Raw genomic sequence first — 16,095 nt, forward strand, 5'->3', positions numbered from 1 at the left:
GACCGGCGCGTCCCATCTCAGTGGCGCGCCAGGTCGAGGAGTTCGCGCACGTAGGCATCCACCATCCGCGTCAGCGAGAATTCACGGATCACCTTGCGCAGGCTGGCGGCGCCGAACGCGCTGCGGCAGCCGGGATCGGCCATGCGCAGGATGCGGTCGGACAGCGCGGCCACATCGGCCTTCGGATACAGGTAGCCATTGCCCGAGTGCTCGACCTGCTCCGAAGCGCCGCCCACGTCGGCCATGATCAGGGGTTTACCCAGGGCCATCGCCTCGAGCGCCGCGATCGAGAACGTTTCGTTGTGCGAGGGCACCACGATCACGTCGCACGAGGAGATGGCGAGCCGCACGTCGGCCAGCACGCCCGTGATCGCGACATCTCCGGTCAGGCGCAGGCGCTCGATGGTCGACTCGATCGCCGGCCGCATCGGCCCGTCGCCGATCATCAGGCACTTGGCGCAGGTGCCGGCCGCATGCGCCATGTGGAGCGCGCGCAACAGGTCTTGGTGCCCTTTCTCCTGGCGCAGGATCCCGCAGATGCCGACCACGTAGTCGTGGTCCGCGAAGCCGTTCAGGCGGCGGAAGGCGCAGATCTGCGCCGGTCCGAAGTCGTTCCTGAAGCGGCCGAGGTCCACGCCGTTGTGCACCACCTGCGAACTGCGCGCCCGCACCCGCTGGGTCTCCCAATACGAGCGCTGGTTCTTGCAGACGAAGACCAGCAGGTCGGACATCCACATCAGGGGCCGGTACAGAACCATCTGCAGCCAGGCGCGCCGCGTGAACGGCTCGGTCGAATGCAGGATCTCGACCACGCGCAGGCGCTTGCGCGACAGCAGTCGCACCGCCCATGCATAGATCAGCGGATACGGGTTGGCGCAGACGATGATGTCGACCTGGCGCTGTGCCGCATAGTCGGCCAGCCGGCGCACCGCGCCCAGGTCGAGCTTGTTGCGGGCGTTCAGGCAGAACGCCGATACCCGGCAATGCTCGTCGTCGAAGGCGCCGGGGATCTCGGCCTCGTCCTTCAGGTAGACCAGCGACACCGAGAAGCGGCGCTGGTCGAGCGCCTGCGCCAGCGTCACCGCATGGGTCTCGGCCCCGCCGACGCTGGCGGACACGACCAGGAACATCACATGCAGCGGCCGTTCAGTTGCTTGTTCCATGGCAGACCTCCTCGAGTCCATCCAGATAGGGGCCGAGCACGTCCTGCTCGGCATAATGCCGCTCCATGTAGGCGCGGCAGCGCGCGCTGCGCGCGTGCCAGTCGGCGCCGCCCGCGGCCAGCGCGGCGACCTGCGCCGCCATGTCGTCGAGCGTGGTGGCCGCATGGCCGAGTCCTTCGCGGGCGATCACGCCGTCGGGGTCGAAGAAGGCGACCGTGGGCGTGCCGTGGATCCACGCCTGCAGGTAGGAGTTGGGAAAACCTTCGCTGTCCGAGGTATTGACGAACACGCGCGCCGCCGCGTAGCGCCCGGCCATCCGGTGATACGGCACGCGGCCGCTGAAGGACAGGTTGGGCAGCTGCGCGGCCTGCGCCGCGATGCCGGCATACAGGTCGGCGGCGCCGGGCTGCTCTCCCCCGATCATGCAGAAACGCAGGCGCGGCAGGCGGCGCGCCAGCTCGAGCAGCAGGTCGGGACGCTTGAACTGGCGCAGGTTGTTCACCCACAGCACGTCGATATCGCGTTCCACCGGCTCCGCCGCCGGCTGCACCAGCATGCGCGCGACCGTGCTGTGGCGCCGGTAGTTCTGCAGCATGGCGTCGCGCTGGCGCTGCGTCTGGACCAGCACCAGGTGCGCCCGCCGCAAGCCGTACTCGTACAGCTTGCGGTCGCGCCGGTATTGGATGAGGAGCGCATCCGGCACGCAGTCGCTGTCGTGCGCGACCCGGAACACCAGCTTGCGGCCATGAAGACGGCAGAACAGCGCCACCAGCCCCAGTTGCATGCCGGCGCAGCTCAGGTAGTACACGTCGGCATCGGCGCGCCGCAGGGCGCGCCAGGTCTTGATCCAGCGTGGGTAGATGAAGCGCAGCACCGGCAATCCGGCCGCCTGGCGAAACGCGCGGTGGGTGACGATGCCCGACCAGCTGCGGCGGTCGGCCTGGCCGTAGTCGTACACCACCATGCTGACCTCGAAGCCGCGCCGCTCCAGTGCCCGGGCCAGCAGCGTCTGCTGGACCTGCTCGCCGCCGATCCCGTGCATATTGAATTCTTCGGCCAGCACCGGCAGGTTGTCCATGCCGACGAAACAGACTTTCATGACGCCTCCCCCGCTGCGGGCCGGCCGCGCGCCGCGGTGCTCGCCGCACGCGCGGACTGCGTACGGGCCAGGGTCCCGACCGCCGCGCCGTAGCACAGCCAGAAATACACATGCGTGAACGCCGGCATGAAGCTGTCGTCGGTCAGGCCCTGGACCAGCAGCAGCAGGATGCAGGCCGCGCCGCCGCCGAAGAACCCGGCCAGCGCGCCCTGGGCGAGCCGGGCGGCCAGGCGCGCCGCGCGCCGCAGCAGTCGCCAGGCATGGGCGAAGAACAGCGCGGTCAGCACGCTGCCGACGATGCCGACGTCGAGCAGCGAGGCCAGGTAGGCGCTGTGCGGATGGCTCACCGGCAAGATCGTGCGCGCCTGCGCCGCCTGCGACCACAGGATCGATGCGTGGCCGGCGCCCAGGATCGGGTGGTCGAGTATTTCTGGAATGAGGGGCAGCCAGATGGCGTCGATCCGGCCCGAGCTGAGAAAGTCGAGGTCGCCGCCGCCGATGCCGTGCAAGGCACGCTGCGCCAGCGAATCGGACGACAGGGCCACGGCCAGCGCCAGCGCGACCAGCCCCCACAGCAGCCAGCTGCGGCCGCGCGCGGTCACCAGCGCGTACAGGATGACCACCGCCAGCCCGAGGAAGGCGCCGCGCGAGAAGGTCATCAGGACGCCCGCCATCAGCGCCAGGCAGGCCAGCGCCAGCGCGACCCGGGCCATGGCGCACCTGGCCGTCCCGAGGGCGCAGATCGCCAGCGCGAGCGCCATGTTCAGCAGCAGGCCGAGTTCGTTCGCATGCAGGCCCAGCACCGACAGCGAGCGCCGCGATTCCTGCTGCGCCAGGTCGGCGCCGGCGCTGGCGCCGAGCAGCGCGAACACGCAGACCAGCGCCGCCAGCAGCACCGCCGACGACAGCACCGGCAGCAGGATCCAGCGCGGATCGCGCACGTTCGCCGCCAGCAGGCCCGCGATCGCACAGCCGGCGATGATCAGGGCGGGGGCGAACAGGCTCACCCGCAGGTAGCCCAGCGGCGTCGTTTCGCGCACCACCTCGAGCACCCTGAAATACTCCGGGATGGCGCTCGCCGACCCGGCCCCGTTGAGGGCGGCGAACACGAACACGGCGACATAGGCCAGGAAGGCCGGCCGCCAGCGGGGATAACGGATGCGCCAGGGATCGAGCGCATGGCCGCAGGCGACCGACACCAGGGCGAGCAGCATCACCAGGCCGACGATGCGCTGGCCGGACACGCCGGCCACGCCTTCGGACAGGAACCAGGTCGGCACATACGGCAGCAGGAAGGCCACCGCCACGGCCAGGACCCGGAAATCGCGCATGCCGAGCAGCGCCACCACGCCGGCGCCGAGGACGGCGGCGGCGCGCACGCCGCCGAGCAGCTCGCACGCCATGCCGACCGCCAGCGCCGCCCCCAGGCAGGCCAGGTACACCAGCGCCGACTCGGCCGGACGGGCCGCGGCGGGCGGACACGCAACGGCTGCCGGGATCGATGGCGACAGTGGCGGCGACAGCGGTGGCAGGATCGGATCGCTCATGGGGTTCTCGTCGGGTCCTGGTCAGGTCGGCCCCTCAGGGAGCGAAGCAATGGGTCTTGAAATCGACCACGGTCACGTTGCCGTCCGACGAGATATGGTGGCTGCCGAGCGAGCGCTGCAGGTAATCGTGGCGGATGTCGGTGACCTTGCGCTCGGAATACCTGGTCTCGTCGAGCTCGATGATCTCGTACAGGGCCAGGCCTTCGCCGTACTGGTCGAACCCCTGGCGCTGGGCGGCGCGGTAGATGCGTCCCTCGTCCACGATCAGGCCGGCATTGCGCCCCATGTCGGTATCGATGTAGAGCGGGTTCATGGGGTGCGGCGTCCATGCTCCGCCGAGCGGATCGGGTGCATGGAACAGGCACAGCTCGGAGCAGTGGTCGTTCAGGCCCGAGCGGTCGATGCTGGTGAGCAGCCACCAGCGTCCGCGGTGTTCGAAGAACATCGAGTCGGCGGCCGAGATGCCGTCGATGGCGACCGAATCGAGCGACCAGCGCAGCGGAAACTCGTCGCATTTGTAGATGCGGATCTGGTTGCTCTCGGAGGTCTCGGGGCACATATAGAGATGCCCCCCGTATTCGAACAGGAAGGGAAACGACAGGTGGAAGCCCTCCTGCAGCGCCACGCCGAGGCACTTGACGTCGGCCTTGGTAATCTCGAGCACCGAGATATGCGCGCGGTTGGTGGCATACACATAGTCTTCGACGAAGCAGTACACCCTTCCGGCATGGACGCGCAGGAAGGGATCGGCCCAGAAATGCCCGTGGGGCGCCGCCACCGGCACGCCGCGCCACAGGGCGGCGTTGCGCCATCCGGAGCGGGTCACCGACAGCGTCCATTTGTGACGGATGCCGAGCATGCGCCGCGCGCCGCGCATGCCGAGGCGCCCGGCCAGCTTGAGCGCGTACAGCAGCGCGTGCAGGCTGTCCGGTTGCGCCGGGCAGCATCCCGAGTAGGGGACCGGATCGCGCGCGGCCGGCAGCGTGCGTGTAATGGCCACGTCGCCCAGCAGCCTGCGCAGCTGGGCATGCGCCTTGCAGAACAGGTGCGCCTGGTTGAGCAGGAAGGCATACTTGGTGCGGAACGCCCCCTCGACCAGGACCTGGCCCGCCTCCCCTGCCCGTCCCAGCCGGACGATGGCGAATCCGGTCTTGCGTGCGCGGTGATAGGTTTCCCAGAAGCCGATGGGCGCGCTGCCGGCGATCTGGTCGCGCCGGTAGTCGATGCCGATGGCGCCGAGGCGCGCCGCGCGGCCCAGGCGCTCGTCGCACGCGACGCCATCGCAGCACACCAGCAGGTCCAGTTCCAGGCCGGCCAGCTCGGCATGCGAGATCGCCGGGAACGCCGGGTCGGGCGCCGCATCCGCAGGCACATCGGACGCCGCAGCGGGCGCCGCGGCGCACGCCAGGCCGGGCAGCGCCATGCTGCGCACCGGCACCCGGCGCGCGGCGGCCAGGGCGGCCACGTCGACCACGTCCAGGTGCGTACGGTGCGCCTCGTAGTGGCGCAGCAACTGTCGCTCGATGGCCATCACGCCGGCAAACAGCAGCGGTACCCGCGGCGCAGTCGGCGGCGCAGTCGGCGGCGCAATTCGCGGCGCAGTTCGCCCCTGGGCCGCTGGGCGGCGCTTGCGCCCGGCCCGGCCAGGCGGCGCTCCGTCAGACACCAGCACCAGCGCCAGCTCGAGGTCGCGGCTTTCCACCAGCCAGTCGCACAGGGCGGCCGCATAGGCGTCGCTCGCGCGCGTCTCGAGCACCAGGCCGACGCGCAGCGGCTTCATTGCACCCGCACGCTGCATGGCTCGCCCCTTCCCAGCGCCGTATAGTGGTCGATCAGGTATTTGGTATGGCGCACCTTGCCCAGGCTGGAAGCGCCGAACACGATCGATTCGATGCGCGGCTGGCCACAGACGTACTCGATCGCTTCCTCGGCCGGGATCGCGCCGGACGCGAACACCGACATCGCCACCGCGCGGAACTTGCGCGTAGCGACGGTTTCCTCGTAGGCCGGCAAGCCGCCGCACATGCGAAAGCCGATCTTGTTGACGTTGGCGCAGACGATCGGGTTGTCGATGCCCACGGCGTCGAGTGCCTCGAGCAGCCGCGGCAGGTTCATGGTGATGAAGCCGGGCTCAGCCTCGTAGCGCTCGCGCACATGGTCGTGGAAGGTGCGCAGCGCGTCATGGAAGCCGAGGCCCAGCGCCAGGTCGGTGACCACGTTCTGCAGGAAGATCACCGGTGTCGGGATCGCCGCGAACATCTTCATTTCGGCGTCGATGAGACGCCGGATCAGGGCGTCGACGTCGCGCCGCGCCACGGCGATGCCGCTCATGACCGCCGCCGTCAGCGGTGACTCATCCGGCAGGAACTTGCGGACCGTGTCGATGATTCCCAGCTCGGACACCGCGTTGGCATACTTGTGCGCGTAAGGCATGCAGGGATAGATTTTCAATTGGCGGTAGCGCGCCGGCTTCGCACGGATGGCCTCGCAGATCGCGGCGACCCGCTCATGGGTGGTGCACATCAGCACCTCGATGCCTTCTTCGAGGACGCCGTCGAGCATCGCCATGACTGCCTCGTTGCTCTGGAATTGCATGCTCTGGGCGCGGGCATGCTCGTCCGACATGTGGTTGATGCCGAAAAACTGGTTGTCTCCAAATAGAATACGGTCCATCAAGGGCTCCCTTTCAATGCCTTCATGATCGTTTCGGGCGAACTCAGCACTGCGTCGCGCAGCCTTCCCCAGCGCCCCGGGACGCCGCGCGCGCTTGCCAGGTCCGTCGCGGCGCCGGTGACCGTGTCGGTGCGGGCGCCGGCCGCGCTGGCGGCGTCGCGCCGGATCATGTCGGCCACGATGTCGGTGGCCAGGCCCGCGGCCAGGCCGCAGTGGCTGTCGACCCGGCGCTGCCGGATCGATTCGGCGAAATAATCGATCTGCGCCGAATATTCCTCGCCGCGCAGGTAGAACCACACCGGCCTGGTCAGGTCGGTGGTATAGCGGACGTTCCAGCCAGCCGCCAGGTCGGGACGGGCCGCCACCGGCGTGCGCAGGTGGATGTGCAGCTCCTGGCGGCTGGCCTCGATCTTGCCGTTGGTGCCCCACAGCACGAGCGTGGTCGACATCTTGCGGTGGCTGTCATCGCTCCAGTTGGCGGACAGTTGCGCGGTCTTGCCGTCGGCATAAGACAGGTTGGCATACACCTCGTCGTCGGCCGACGCGGAAAAGACGCCGCTGAGGATCGAACCGGATACGCCGGTCGGCGGGCCGACCGTGTAATTGAGCAGGTCGATTCCGTGGCATGCGTAGTCGTACAGGCAGCCGCCGCCCTCGTTGCGGCTGCTGCGCCAGGTGGCGCCCTTCGGGCGCAGCACCACCGGGCCATAGCAGTCGACGCGCGCGTGATGCACGCGCCCGATCGCGTCCACGTCGAGCAGGCGCCGGACCTCCTCGAAGGTGCCCAGGAAGCGGTTGTGGTAGCCGACCTGCGTCACCGCGCCGCGCGCGGCGGCCAGCGCCACCAGGCGCGCGCCTTCCTCGATGTCCAGGCAGAACGGCTTTTCGCAGAACACGTCGAGGCCGTGCTCGAGCGCCGCGCGCACCATCCGCGCGTGCAGCCGCGATGGCGTGGCGACCAGCACCGCATCGAGCCGCTCGCGCTCGAGCATGCGCGCATAGTCGCTGTAGGTGGCCACCCTGGTGTAACGGCCGATGATGTCCAGCAGGTAGGTCGCGGGATCGCAGACGGCGACCAGCTCCAGGTCGGGATGGGCGTTGACAAGGGCCTGGTGCGACAGGCCCATCTTGCCCAGGCCGGCGATGGCGATGCGGATGGGGGGCGTGTCAGGCGTGTGCATGGGTCACCTCGTGCTTGATCATGTCGTAGGCGGCGCGCCCCTTGGCGAGCAGGCCGGCATTGGGGCCGGCCCGCTCGCGCGAGGCCAGGTAGTCCAGGGCGTCTTGCGCTGTGAGCGCCGGCAGGTGGGCGCAGGCGCCCTCGGCGATCAGGTAGCGGTCGACATCGAGCAGCGCGTCCTGGTAGACCGAGATGGTGGGCACGCCCAGCACGGCCATCTCGCGCGTCATGGTGCCGCCCGCGCCGATGAACAGGTCGCATTCGCCGGCGATGGTCTCGATGTCGATCACGCCGGACAGGGTGCGGCAAGCCCTGAATGCCGCGCCGGCGTAATGCTGGTACTGCTCGCGCGAGCGCGGCAGCACGGTGACGCTGGCCCGGTGCTGCAGCGCGCCGATGACGTCGTCCAAAAAGTTCCTCGGTCCGCGATAATACTGGGCCGTCCAGGGCTCGGGGCGGACGAAGATGCGCGGCGGCGCCGGCGAGCGGCGCGCGCGCGCCGGCGCCGGCGTCGGGGCCCTGCAGCGCTGCGCATATTCCCACAGGTAGATCCCCTCCTTCACGCCGGGATAGCGCTCCACCTTGGCCAGCGACGCGCCCTGCCGCCGGAGGTTCTGGGCCGTCAGGAATTCTGGCACCATGATCCGGTCGGCGCAGGCGAAGGCCGGCACGTTGCCGGCCGCATGCTCGTTGTCGTTCAGGTAGACCGACCGGATTCCCAGCAGCCGGGCCACGACCGGCGAGTGGAAAGAGCTTTGCGACACCGCCACTTCGACCCCGCGCCGGCGCAGGAAGCGCACCAGCTGCGCGACGCGGATCGGGAAGCCGAAGGTCTTGCCGATCAGGGAGCGGCCATAGTGCACGCCCACCGTCGTGTGCTGGATGCGGTGCATGCGCAGCAGGTCCTCGGTATTGGCCAGCGGGCGGCTGGTGACGATGACCTCGTGCGACCGCTGCAGGTCGCGGATCATCGTGCGGAACATATTGATGTGCGGCGAATTGGATAGATCGAACCATATCTTCATGGATTCCCCCGTGATGCGCGGCCCGGTCAGCCGATTTTCTCGTCGAAGCGTTCGCGCCTGCCGGGCCGGCGCGCCTCCCTGGCCGCCAGCTTCTCGTACAGGTCTTCCAGCGTGGCGATCATCCGCGTGCTGGAGAACTCCGTCCGGACCCGCTCGCGGCCGGCGGCGCCCAGGCGCAGGCGGGCAGCCGGGTCGGCCAGCAGGCCCAGCACCGCGTCGGCGAGCGCCGCGGTGTCGCCGGGCGCGACCAGCACGCCCTCCACCCCATCGCGTACCGCCTCCGGGATGCCGCCGACGGCCGTGGCGACGACCGGGACGCCATGTGCCATCGCCTCGAGCAGGCTCATCGGCAAGCCTTCGGCGTGCGACGGCAGCACGAAGACGGTCGCTGCGTCGAGTAAGGCCGCGCGTTCGCCTGCGTCGACCCAGCCCGGCAAGTCGACATTGGCCTGCAGTCCGAGGGCCGCGATGAGTGCGCGCGCCTCGTCGCGCTGCCCGTCGCCGCACAGCAGCAGCCGCGCCTGCGGCACGGCAGCGACGATCGTGCGCATCGCGCGCAGCAGGTCGTGGCAGCCCTTGCCCGCCTCGAGATGGCCGAGGAAGAGCAAGGTCGCCGGCGCGCGCGCGCGCGCTGGCCGGGCCGCAGGCGCGACCCCATGCGCGCGCTGCGGCAGCAGCACCGGGTTGTGCAGGACGACGACGCGGTCCTGGGACGAGACGGTGCGCACCCAGGCCTGCAGTTCGCCCGAGACGACGACGACGGCCCGCACCCGGTCGAAGGCGAAGCGCATCAGCAGGCGGGCCAGCGGGCCGCATCCGTTGCGGTAGTAGTCGGGGTAGCGCCCCGCGTGCAGGTGCAGCGCGACCGGCACCCGGCACAGGTAACCCAGCAGGAAGAAGACATATTTGCGCCAGAAGCTGGCGTTGATGGCCACGTGAACGTGCAGCAGCGCGACCTCGCCCCTGGCCAGGAGGCGCAAGGTGGCCAGCAGGGCCAGCGCGAACAGGTGGACCTTGGCCCGTCCCGGCCCGGTGCGATGCGTCGGAAGGTAGACGATGTCGCGCCGCGCGAGCAGCCCCGCGGCCCGGTACACCGCGATGACCGACGCGATGCCGCCGCAGCCATCGACATGGGTGCCGAGCATCACGATCTTCTTTTCACGGTTCATGGCTGTCGCTCCAGGCATGTGTGCGCCCTCGTGTCACAGGAAATGGGACGCCAGCAGGATCGCGCCGAGCAGGGTCAGCAGCACCGTCTTGGCGCGCCGCGTCTCGCGTTCGATGGCGGCATCGCGCTCGCTCGCCGCGCGTGGCGCCGGGTGTCCTGGCGCCGGCGCCTCTGTCTCGTCCCACAGCAATGGCAGCTGTTCGGGCGGGCCGGTGCGCTCCCGCTCGGTCAGGGGCCGGCCGATATCTAGGATCTCCACGATCGCCTCCAGGACGAAATGCACTGCTTGGCCTGGCGCCCCCGCCCGCGCACCAGGGTGCGGGCATAGGTCGGCAGGCTCGCCATGACCGCGGCCAGCGAGCGATACACGACGATGCGGTCGAAGTCGCGCTGCTGCCCGAGCAGCCGACGCTTGTAGTCGTAGCGGCCGGAGAGCAGGTGATACTCGCGCATGCCGCGCCGGATCGACTCGCAGATGCTCAGGTAGCAGCACAGCAGGCCGAGCCGGGCCTGGTCGAACCCGGGGTCGTGCGCGATCACGTGCATATAGGCATGCCCGCCCACATGGGTGCACGCCACGCCGGCGCGGATACGTCCGCCGCTGCGGGCGAACAGGACGCATCCATACGCGCCAAACATGCTCTCCAGCGTGGCCAGCGAGTCCGCCGTATGGCTCGGGGACTGTTTCTTGTGCGCCAGGCGCAGGCAGTTGAGCTCGACCAGGGCGGCGACATCGGCCCGGTCGATGGTGTCGGGACCATGGAAGGAAAACGCCATATCGGGCGCCTGCTGCGCGACCATCCGCTGGGCGCGCCGGATCGCCGCACGGGTATTCGGCCCGAGGCTGGCGAGATAGGCCTCGGGCGTGCCCGGCAGCGAGATCACGAGGTCTTCGGTGGCGCCGTAGCGCTGGGACGGAAACGGCAAGGGCCAGGGCGGCGTCTCCACCGCCGGGAAATGGATTGAATGGACGCCCTCGTGCCGCCCGAACAGGCAGCGCACCATCTGCTCGAGCGCGCAGCCTCCGATGGCGAACAGCTCGCTCAGCACCGTGATCGCGCCCCCTTCGCGGCGATACAGCACGCCCGTGACGGGAACGCCGTCGCGCAGCGCGACATGGCAGGCCACCTCGGCGTCGGCCGGGAAGGCCGCGCAGCGCGCCTCGGTGCAGAACACGTTCTCGTGGCACGTCTCGAGCAAGGCGCGCAGGGACGGTGGAAAAGGCCGCCCGACGAGCACCGCTTCTTGCGGCGCCGCACCGCTTACCAGGTCGAGTCGATCGTCGAGTCGATCATTCATTGTTCCACCATGTTGTCTTGATCCAGGAACCTGTCCCGGCAGGTTCCACGAGCCTGAGCCGGGCTGCACCGCGCCGCTCCTCACGGTCAGCAGGCCGTCAGGCATCCGTGTCGCCCCCTTCGCGCCGGAAGCACGGCTTGCCGGCTCCCCCCGCCAGCAGGAAACGCAGGCGTCGCAGGCCTTTCCTGGCGTGGCGCAGCCCGGCAAACGAACCGCCCAGCAGCCGGCCGCCCGCGCCGTCCCGCGCCTGCACCCTGGCCACGAGAAGCCTGAGATCGTGCAGCCGGGAGCGCGCTGCGTTGCGCAACAAGGTGCGCCAACAGACGAGCGCGGCAACGCGGGAACGGTAGATCGTCACGTTGCCGAGCGTCTTGCGGCGTGCCAGGAAATGGGACTTCCAGTCGTGATGGCCCCCCATCATCCACAGCTCCCGGCCGCCGATGGCAATGGCATGGAAGATGGTGTGCAGGGTCACCTGGCGGCCCAGCCGGTAGGCATCGAAACGTGGGTCGTGGCCGACCAGGTGCAGGAAGTGGCGCATACCCACCTTGAAGAAGAGGCTGGCCGCCACGATGCTGTCGTCGATCAGCATGATGCCGAGGTAGCCGTGGCTGTGCGCCAGCCTTACCATGCGCTCGATGTCGGCATTCTCGACATACGGCGCGGCATTGCGCGCCCCCATCCGCTGGTCGGTCAGGCGGACCAGTTCGCGCACATGGCGCGGCGTGATCCGGTGCGTCGACAGCACCTCGAAACGACAGGAAGGAAACTGCGCCGCGCATTTGCGCATGCTGCGCCGCATCAGCTCCCTGGTGCGCTTGCCCAACTGCCGCATATAGGCGTCCGCGCTGGGTGGGAGCTGGGCCACGTTTTCTTCGAGCTGGGGCAGGACCTGGACCGGGAAGGAGAATGTGGACGCATCGATGCGCGTGTCGAGCGCGTAGCCTTCGATACGCCTTGCCGCCGGGTAGCGCGAAAACACGTTGGCGGCGAAGTAAGCGAGGTCACCCGCGCTCAGGGCGACCTGCTGATTGACGATGCGGACCGTGTCGCGATCGATCCGGAACAGGATCAGCAGGACGACGTCATGCTCGTCGGCGGCGGCGAAGGTGTGGATGTCGTCGAGCCGCTCGTAGATGCCGATACGGGTCAGGGTGCAATAGATATTTGCATAGAGGCGCTCGAGGGCCGCTTCCGCAAAGTCTGGAATGGCGTTCTCGTAAAAACGGCTGGAAACAATGTTCTTGTCTGCATGAGATGCAAAGGGCGGATTTCCTTCTATCCAGAAATTAGTGGGAATCGCTTGAACGGTGGTGTTTTCAATACCCATTTTATTACCACCCTCCGCATGAAGTGAATACATTCAAATTCTATTTTTTTCGCGGCCGGCCGGGCGTGATTAATATCAAACCATGCATGAGCAATAAACATTTATCACTGCCGAGCATGGCTTTACCCTCCTCCATTAAATTCACATTGACAAGTTCGCAGGGCAGCCCCACCCGATCGGACCACACGCGTGAGATTTTTCACGAAATGGCTTGATAAAAACTACAAGCGACGCACAGATTTCTCATGTCATTTATTATAATAATTCGACATTAGCATATTCGACGGCGGATCTTATAATAAGCAAAGTGATCAATATCATGAACAACGCCCATAAAAAAAGCCGCCGCATTTTCACGCGGCGGCTGTTGCTCTTGCGAGGAACTTATGGTGCGATCGCTGGCGCCAGTGGCTGGCGCGGGGTGCCGCCACCACCGATGCTGGTCGGGCTGTTGTTGTCGACCACGCTCAGTGCCCTCATGAGGCGCTGGATGTCACGCACCCACGCGGTATTGCCCTGGACCTTCTGGTTCATGTCGAAGCCCCAGTCGCGCCGGAACTCGGCGCGTTTCGAGCCGTCCGGACCGTCTTCGGCGCTGATGTCGAAACCAGGCGCATAGGTGTCGTCGACGATGTAGGCGCCATAGTTCTGCAGCGTCCAGGCCAGTTGCTTGGCCGGCGTGGTTTCCAGGCCCAGCGACGTGATCGAGGTGGTGCCGGGAATCGCCAGCAAGGAACCCATCTTCATGGCGGTGTTGCTGTTGCCGGTGGCGCTGCCGTACCAGCCGACCGCGTAGCTGTCCGAGGTCGTTGCCGGCCAACGGGAGCAAGCGCTGCGCGTCGTGCAACGGTACAGCGCTTCCTTGGCGTACACATTGACCTTCAACGCATGGCGCGGTCCGGTCGTGGTGCCTGGACGCAGCTCACCGAGGCGGATGCTGCCGCCGATGGCCGACAGGCCCGAGCCGCCGTGCGCCCCGGTGATGCCCGGACCATACAGGTCGACGTTGGCGAACTTGGCAAAGGATGTCGCCGGTCCTCCGGCAGTGCAGCGCGCCACCGGCTGGGTTTGCACCAGCGTGCGGCCATCCCTCATCAGGAACACGGCCGAGCTGTTCTTGTTGGTGTTGGGAATGATGTAATTGCTGGGCATCGGCACCTGGTACATCAGGCCGCCCGTCGCGCCGCAACGATTCCTGCCGGTCCAGGCGGCATTGCTGTAATTGATATTGACCAGCGGCGCGGTCGGCTTGAGGATGATTTTTTCATCGTCGATGCCGGGCATTTGTGCCCAGATGTTATTGCCCGGTCGCGAATTCAGGTTGGCGCGCACGAACCGTGCACCGCTACCGATCGGCATATTCCAGATGCTGTTGCTGGCAAACGGTTGTTTGAGGGGATCTCGGGCACCCACGGCAGTCACGCTTGCCAGGGATTTGTTTCCACTGGGGGCGTCGGTCGTAGCCGCGGGGGTGGCGGCAGTGGCTGCCGGGGCGTCGGTTGCGGCCGCAACGCCGCCTGCGGCCGACTGTCCATCCGGCGTGGCGTCGGTGGCGGGCGCATCGGCTGCGGTAGTGGCAGCGGTGTCGGGAGCATAATCGGCGGGACGAACTGGAGTTTCTACTTCTGCCAGAGAAACACTGGCCGGGTCAATCGAGGCAGGATCCCCGCCACCACCGCATGCGGCGAGTACGGCAAACGCAGGGGCAAGCACCATGAGTTTGGCTTTCGGTTGGAGTCGAGTGGAATTGTTCACAGAATCTTTCCTTACACAATGATGAAATGAGGTCGTTGGAGGATTCCAATGGCCAATGAGTTCCATCACTTCAGGAAAATATTTTCTGCTGGCTATTTCACCAACTCAAATAAACAAAGAGTTTTCCCATTTAGAAATTGAACTAGGGATAAAAAATGCCGAACCGACATTAATCGATGCGCCTAAGGAAACAGAGTTTCAATGCGACATGCTATCGTCAACACAGCATATAGACAGTTATTCACAGCCGCATTCGTCAATAAGCGATAATGAGATATCGAACAACTATCCGATCGACGCCATATCGATCGTGGATGACATGCACGGCGGCATGCCATCGTACGGCTGGACGGCGAGTGATGTGAATTCAGGTGTGATGCACGTGTTCGATCACACGTGCTTGCTCGGAGCGGCGCCACGATGGCGCGCGCAACCGTGGAAGATGATCGCGCGCGGTCGCGCCCGGCTTATTCGGCCGGCAGCCCGGCGCGCAGGGATTCCGGCAACGGCGCCGACTTGCCGAGCCTGAAATCGACCCACACCACCTTGGCCACGCCGTCGGCATGCAGGTCGCCCGGTTCGCCGTCCGCTCCGACCAGACGGATCTCGTGCGACACCTCGACGCTCGAGCGTCCCGGCGGCGCCACGAAGGTGCGCACCTCGATCTCTCCCGGATAGGTCAATTGCTTGAGGAAGTTCATCGATGCATTGACGATCACCGGCCCTTCGGCGCGCGAGTCCGGCAGGCCGCCCACCTGTTCCAGCCAGGCGATGCGGGCCGACTCGATGTAGCGGAAATAATTCGTGTTATTGACGTGCCCCATGGCGTCCATATCGCCCCAGCGGATCGGCATGCGCATGGTGTGAACCAACTTCTTGCTACTCATTCCCTGTCTCTGCTTCCCAAAAAATTACTGCGCCGTCATCCCGTCATCGGCCGTGATGATGGCGCCATTGATGAAATGGGCTTCTTCCGCCGCCAGCAGCAGCAGGAGCCCGTCGAGGTCTTCCGGCTTGCCCGGCCGCTTGCGCGGCAACATCTCGATCAGCTTGCGGCCCGGCTCGGTGTCGAAATAATCCTCGTTCGAATCGGTGGCGATGTAGCCGGGACAAATCGCATTGACGTTGATCCCGTATTTGCCCCACTCCACCGCCATCGCCTTGGTCATCTGCACCACGCCGGCCTTGCTCATGCAATACACGCCGATCTGGGGCAACACGCGCAGGCCCGCGACCGAGGCGATGTTGACGATGCGGTGCTGCTTGCGCGGGTCGCCCTTTGCGCGCGCGATCATGCGCTTGGCCGTCTGCTGGGCCATGAAGAAGGCGCCGCGCAGGTTGGTGTCCATGATATAGCCATAGTCGTCTTCGCCGACATCCAGCAGACGCTGGGTTGACGAGACGCCGGAGTTGTTGACCAGGATGTCGATCGGCCCCGCCTCGGTCTCGGCGTGCGCGATCGCCGCCTTGATGCTGCCGAGGTCGGTCACGTCGAGGCGCACCACGTGCGCGGCCCCGCCATCGGCCTCGATCTCGGCGCGCAACTCCTTCAAGCGCTCGACCCGGCGCGAGGCCAGCACGACCTGGGCTCCGGCCCCGGCCAGCGCCTTCGCGAAGCGCGCCCCGAGTCCGCTCGAGGCGCCGGTGACCATCGCGATCTTTCCTTCGAAATTGACTTCGATTCCCACGTCCCGCTCCCCAATGCTGTCATGCCGGCCACGAATCTGGCTAATTGCGAAAGCATAATGATCCCACAAATGTCCAGTATTAGATTGCCTCATCTAATATTGCCTTTACAATGGCGCGCAAGTTGCATTGAACAGCAAAAACCCGCACACTCGTGCTATTTTCAAGAT

15 protein-coding genes are annotated in these 16,095 nt (G+C 66.8%); 1 reads left to right on the plus strand and 14 read right to left on the minus strand.

The annotated features are described in order from the left end of the window. Positions 1-17 precede the first annotated feature (17 nt). The 12 genes from J3U95_RS08000 to J3U95_RS08055 all read right to left on the minus strand — a co-directional run bounded on the left by J3U95_RS08000 (position 18) and on the right by J3U95_RS08055 (position 13,843). On the minus strand, positions 18-1,163 hold the full coding sequence (locus tag J3U95_RS08000) for a glycosyltransferase (protein ID WP_208278079.1): 1,146 nt from the start codon (positions 1,161-1,163) through the stop codon (positions 18-20). Beyond that, positions 1,147-2,262 carry a glycosyltransferase family 4 protein gene (locus tag J3U95_RS08005; protein ID WP_208278080.1) on the minus strand — a complete coding sequence of 372 codons (1,116 nt, stop codon included), beginning with the start codon at positions 2,260-2,262 and terminating at the stop codon, positions 1,147-1,149. Before J3U95_RS08005 ends, J3U95_RS08000 begins: the two co-directional genes overlap by 17 nt. Next, positions 2,259-3,809: an O-antigen ligase family protein gene (locus J3U95_RS08010; protein ID WP_208278081.1), complete on the minus strand. Its 1,551-nt coding sequence runs from the start codon at positions 3,807-3,809 to the stop codon at positions 2,259-2,261. Before J3U95_RS08010 ends, J3U95_RS08005 begins: the two co-directional genes overlap by 4 nt. A gap of 34 nt (positions 3,810-3,843) precedes the next feature. Beyond that, positions 3,844-5,607 (minus strand): glucosamine inositolphosphorylceramide transferase family protein, encoded by a 1,764-nt coding sequence (locus J3U95_RS08015; RefSeq protein ID WP_208278082.1) that lies wholly within the window; start codon positions 5,605-5,607, stop codon positions 3,844-3,846. Next, on the minus strand, positions 5,586-6,482 hold the full coding sequence (locus J3U95_RS08020) for a hypothetical protein (RefSeq protein ID WP_208278083.1): 897 nt from the start codon (positions 6,480-6,482) through the stop codon (positions 5,586-5,588). Before J3U95_RS08020 ends, J3U95_RS08015 begins: the two co-directional genes overlap by 22 nt. Further along, positions 6,482-7,663 carry a Gfo/Idh/MocA family protein gene (locus J3U95_RS08025; protein ID WP_208278084.1) on the minus strand — a complete coding sequence of 394 codons (1,182 nt, stop codon included), beginning with the start codon at positions 7,661-7,663 and terminating at the stop codon, positions 6,482-6,484. The genes J3U95_RS08020 and J3U95_RS08025 overlap by 1 nt, the downstream gene beginning before the upstream one ends. Next, positions 7,650-8,687, minus strand: coding sequence for a DUF354 domain-containing protein (locus J3U95_RS08030; RefSeq protein WP_208278085.1), 1,038 nt, complete (start codon positions 8,685-8,687; stop codon positions 7,650-7,652). The genes J3U95_RS08025 and J3U95_RS08030 overlap by 14 nt, the downstream gene beginning before the upstream one ends. Positions 8,688-8,713: 26 nt before the next feature. Continuing rightward, positions 8,714-9,856, minus strand: coding sequence for a glycosyltransferase family 4 protein (locus J3U95_RS08035; RefSeq protein WP_208278086.1), 1,143 nt, complete (start codon positions 9,854-9,856; stop codon positions 8,714-8,716). 33 nt (positions 9,857-9,889) lie between these two features. Beyond that, entirely contained in the window at positions 9,890-10,114 is a 225-nt protein-coding gene (locus J3U95_RS08040) for a hypothetical protein (RefSeq protein ID WP_208278087.1), read from the minus strand. After that, entirely contained in the window at positions 10,102-11,154 is a 1,053-nt protein-coding gene (locus J3U95_RS08045; RefSeq protein ID WP_208278088.1) for a GNAT family N-acetyltransferase, read from the minus strand. The genes J3U95_RS08040 and J3U95_RS08045 overlap by 13 nt, the downstream gene beginning before the upstream one ends. Before the next feature lie 97 nt (positions 11,155-11,251). Further along, the gene (locus tag J3U95_RS08050) at positions 11,252-12,484 is read right to left on the minus strand and encodes a GNAT family N-acetyltransferase (protein WP_208278089.1); all 1,233 of its coding nucleotides are present in this window, start codon (positions 12,482-12,484) and stop codon (positions 11,252-11,254) included. A gap of 384 nt (positions 12,485-12,868) precedes the next feature. Next, positions 12,869-13,843, minus strand: coding sequence for a hypothetical protein (locus J3U95_RS08055; RefSeq protein WP_208278090.1), 975 nt, complete (start codon positions 13,841-13,843; stop codon positions 12,869-12,871). Positions 13,844-14,294: 451 nt separating this feature from the next. Between J3U95_RS08055 and J3U95_RS08060 the strand changes: the two genes are divergently transcribed. Continuing rightward, positions 14,295-14,768: a hypothetical protein gene (locus tag J3U95_RS08060; RefSeq protein ID WP_208278091.1), complete on the plus strand. Its 474-nt coding sequence runs from the start codon at positions 14,295-14,297 to the stop codon at positions 14,766-14,768. Here the strand turns inward: J3U95_RS08060 and J3U95_RS08065 are convergent. Together J3U95_RS08065 and J3U95_RS08070 are read right to left on the minus strand one after the other, a co-directional pair. Next, entirely contained in the window at positions 14,707-15,126 is a 420-nt protein-coding gene (locus tag J3U95_RS08065; RefSeq protein WP_208278092.1) for an acyl-CoA thioesterase, read from the minus strand. The genes J3U95_RS08060 and J3U95_RS08065 overlap by 62 nt on opposite strands. Positions 15,127-15,150: 24 nt before the next feature. Next, positions 15,151-15,927 (minus strand): SDR family oxidoreductase, encoded by a 777-nt coding sequence (locus J3U95_RS08070; RefSeq protein WP_208278093.1) that lies wholly within the window; start codon positions 15,925-15,927, stop codon positions 15,151-15,153. Positions 15,928-16,095 lie beyond the last annotated feature (168 nt).

The organism is Massilia oculi, from assembly GCF_017582745.1.
Lineage (GTDB): Bacteria > Pseudomonadota > Gammaproteobacteria > Burkholderiales > Burkholderiaceae_D > Telluria > Telluria oculi_A.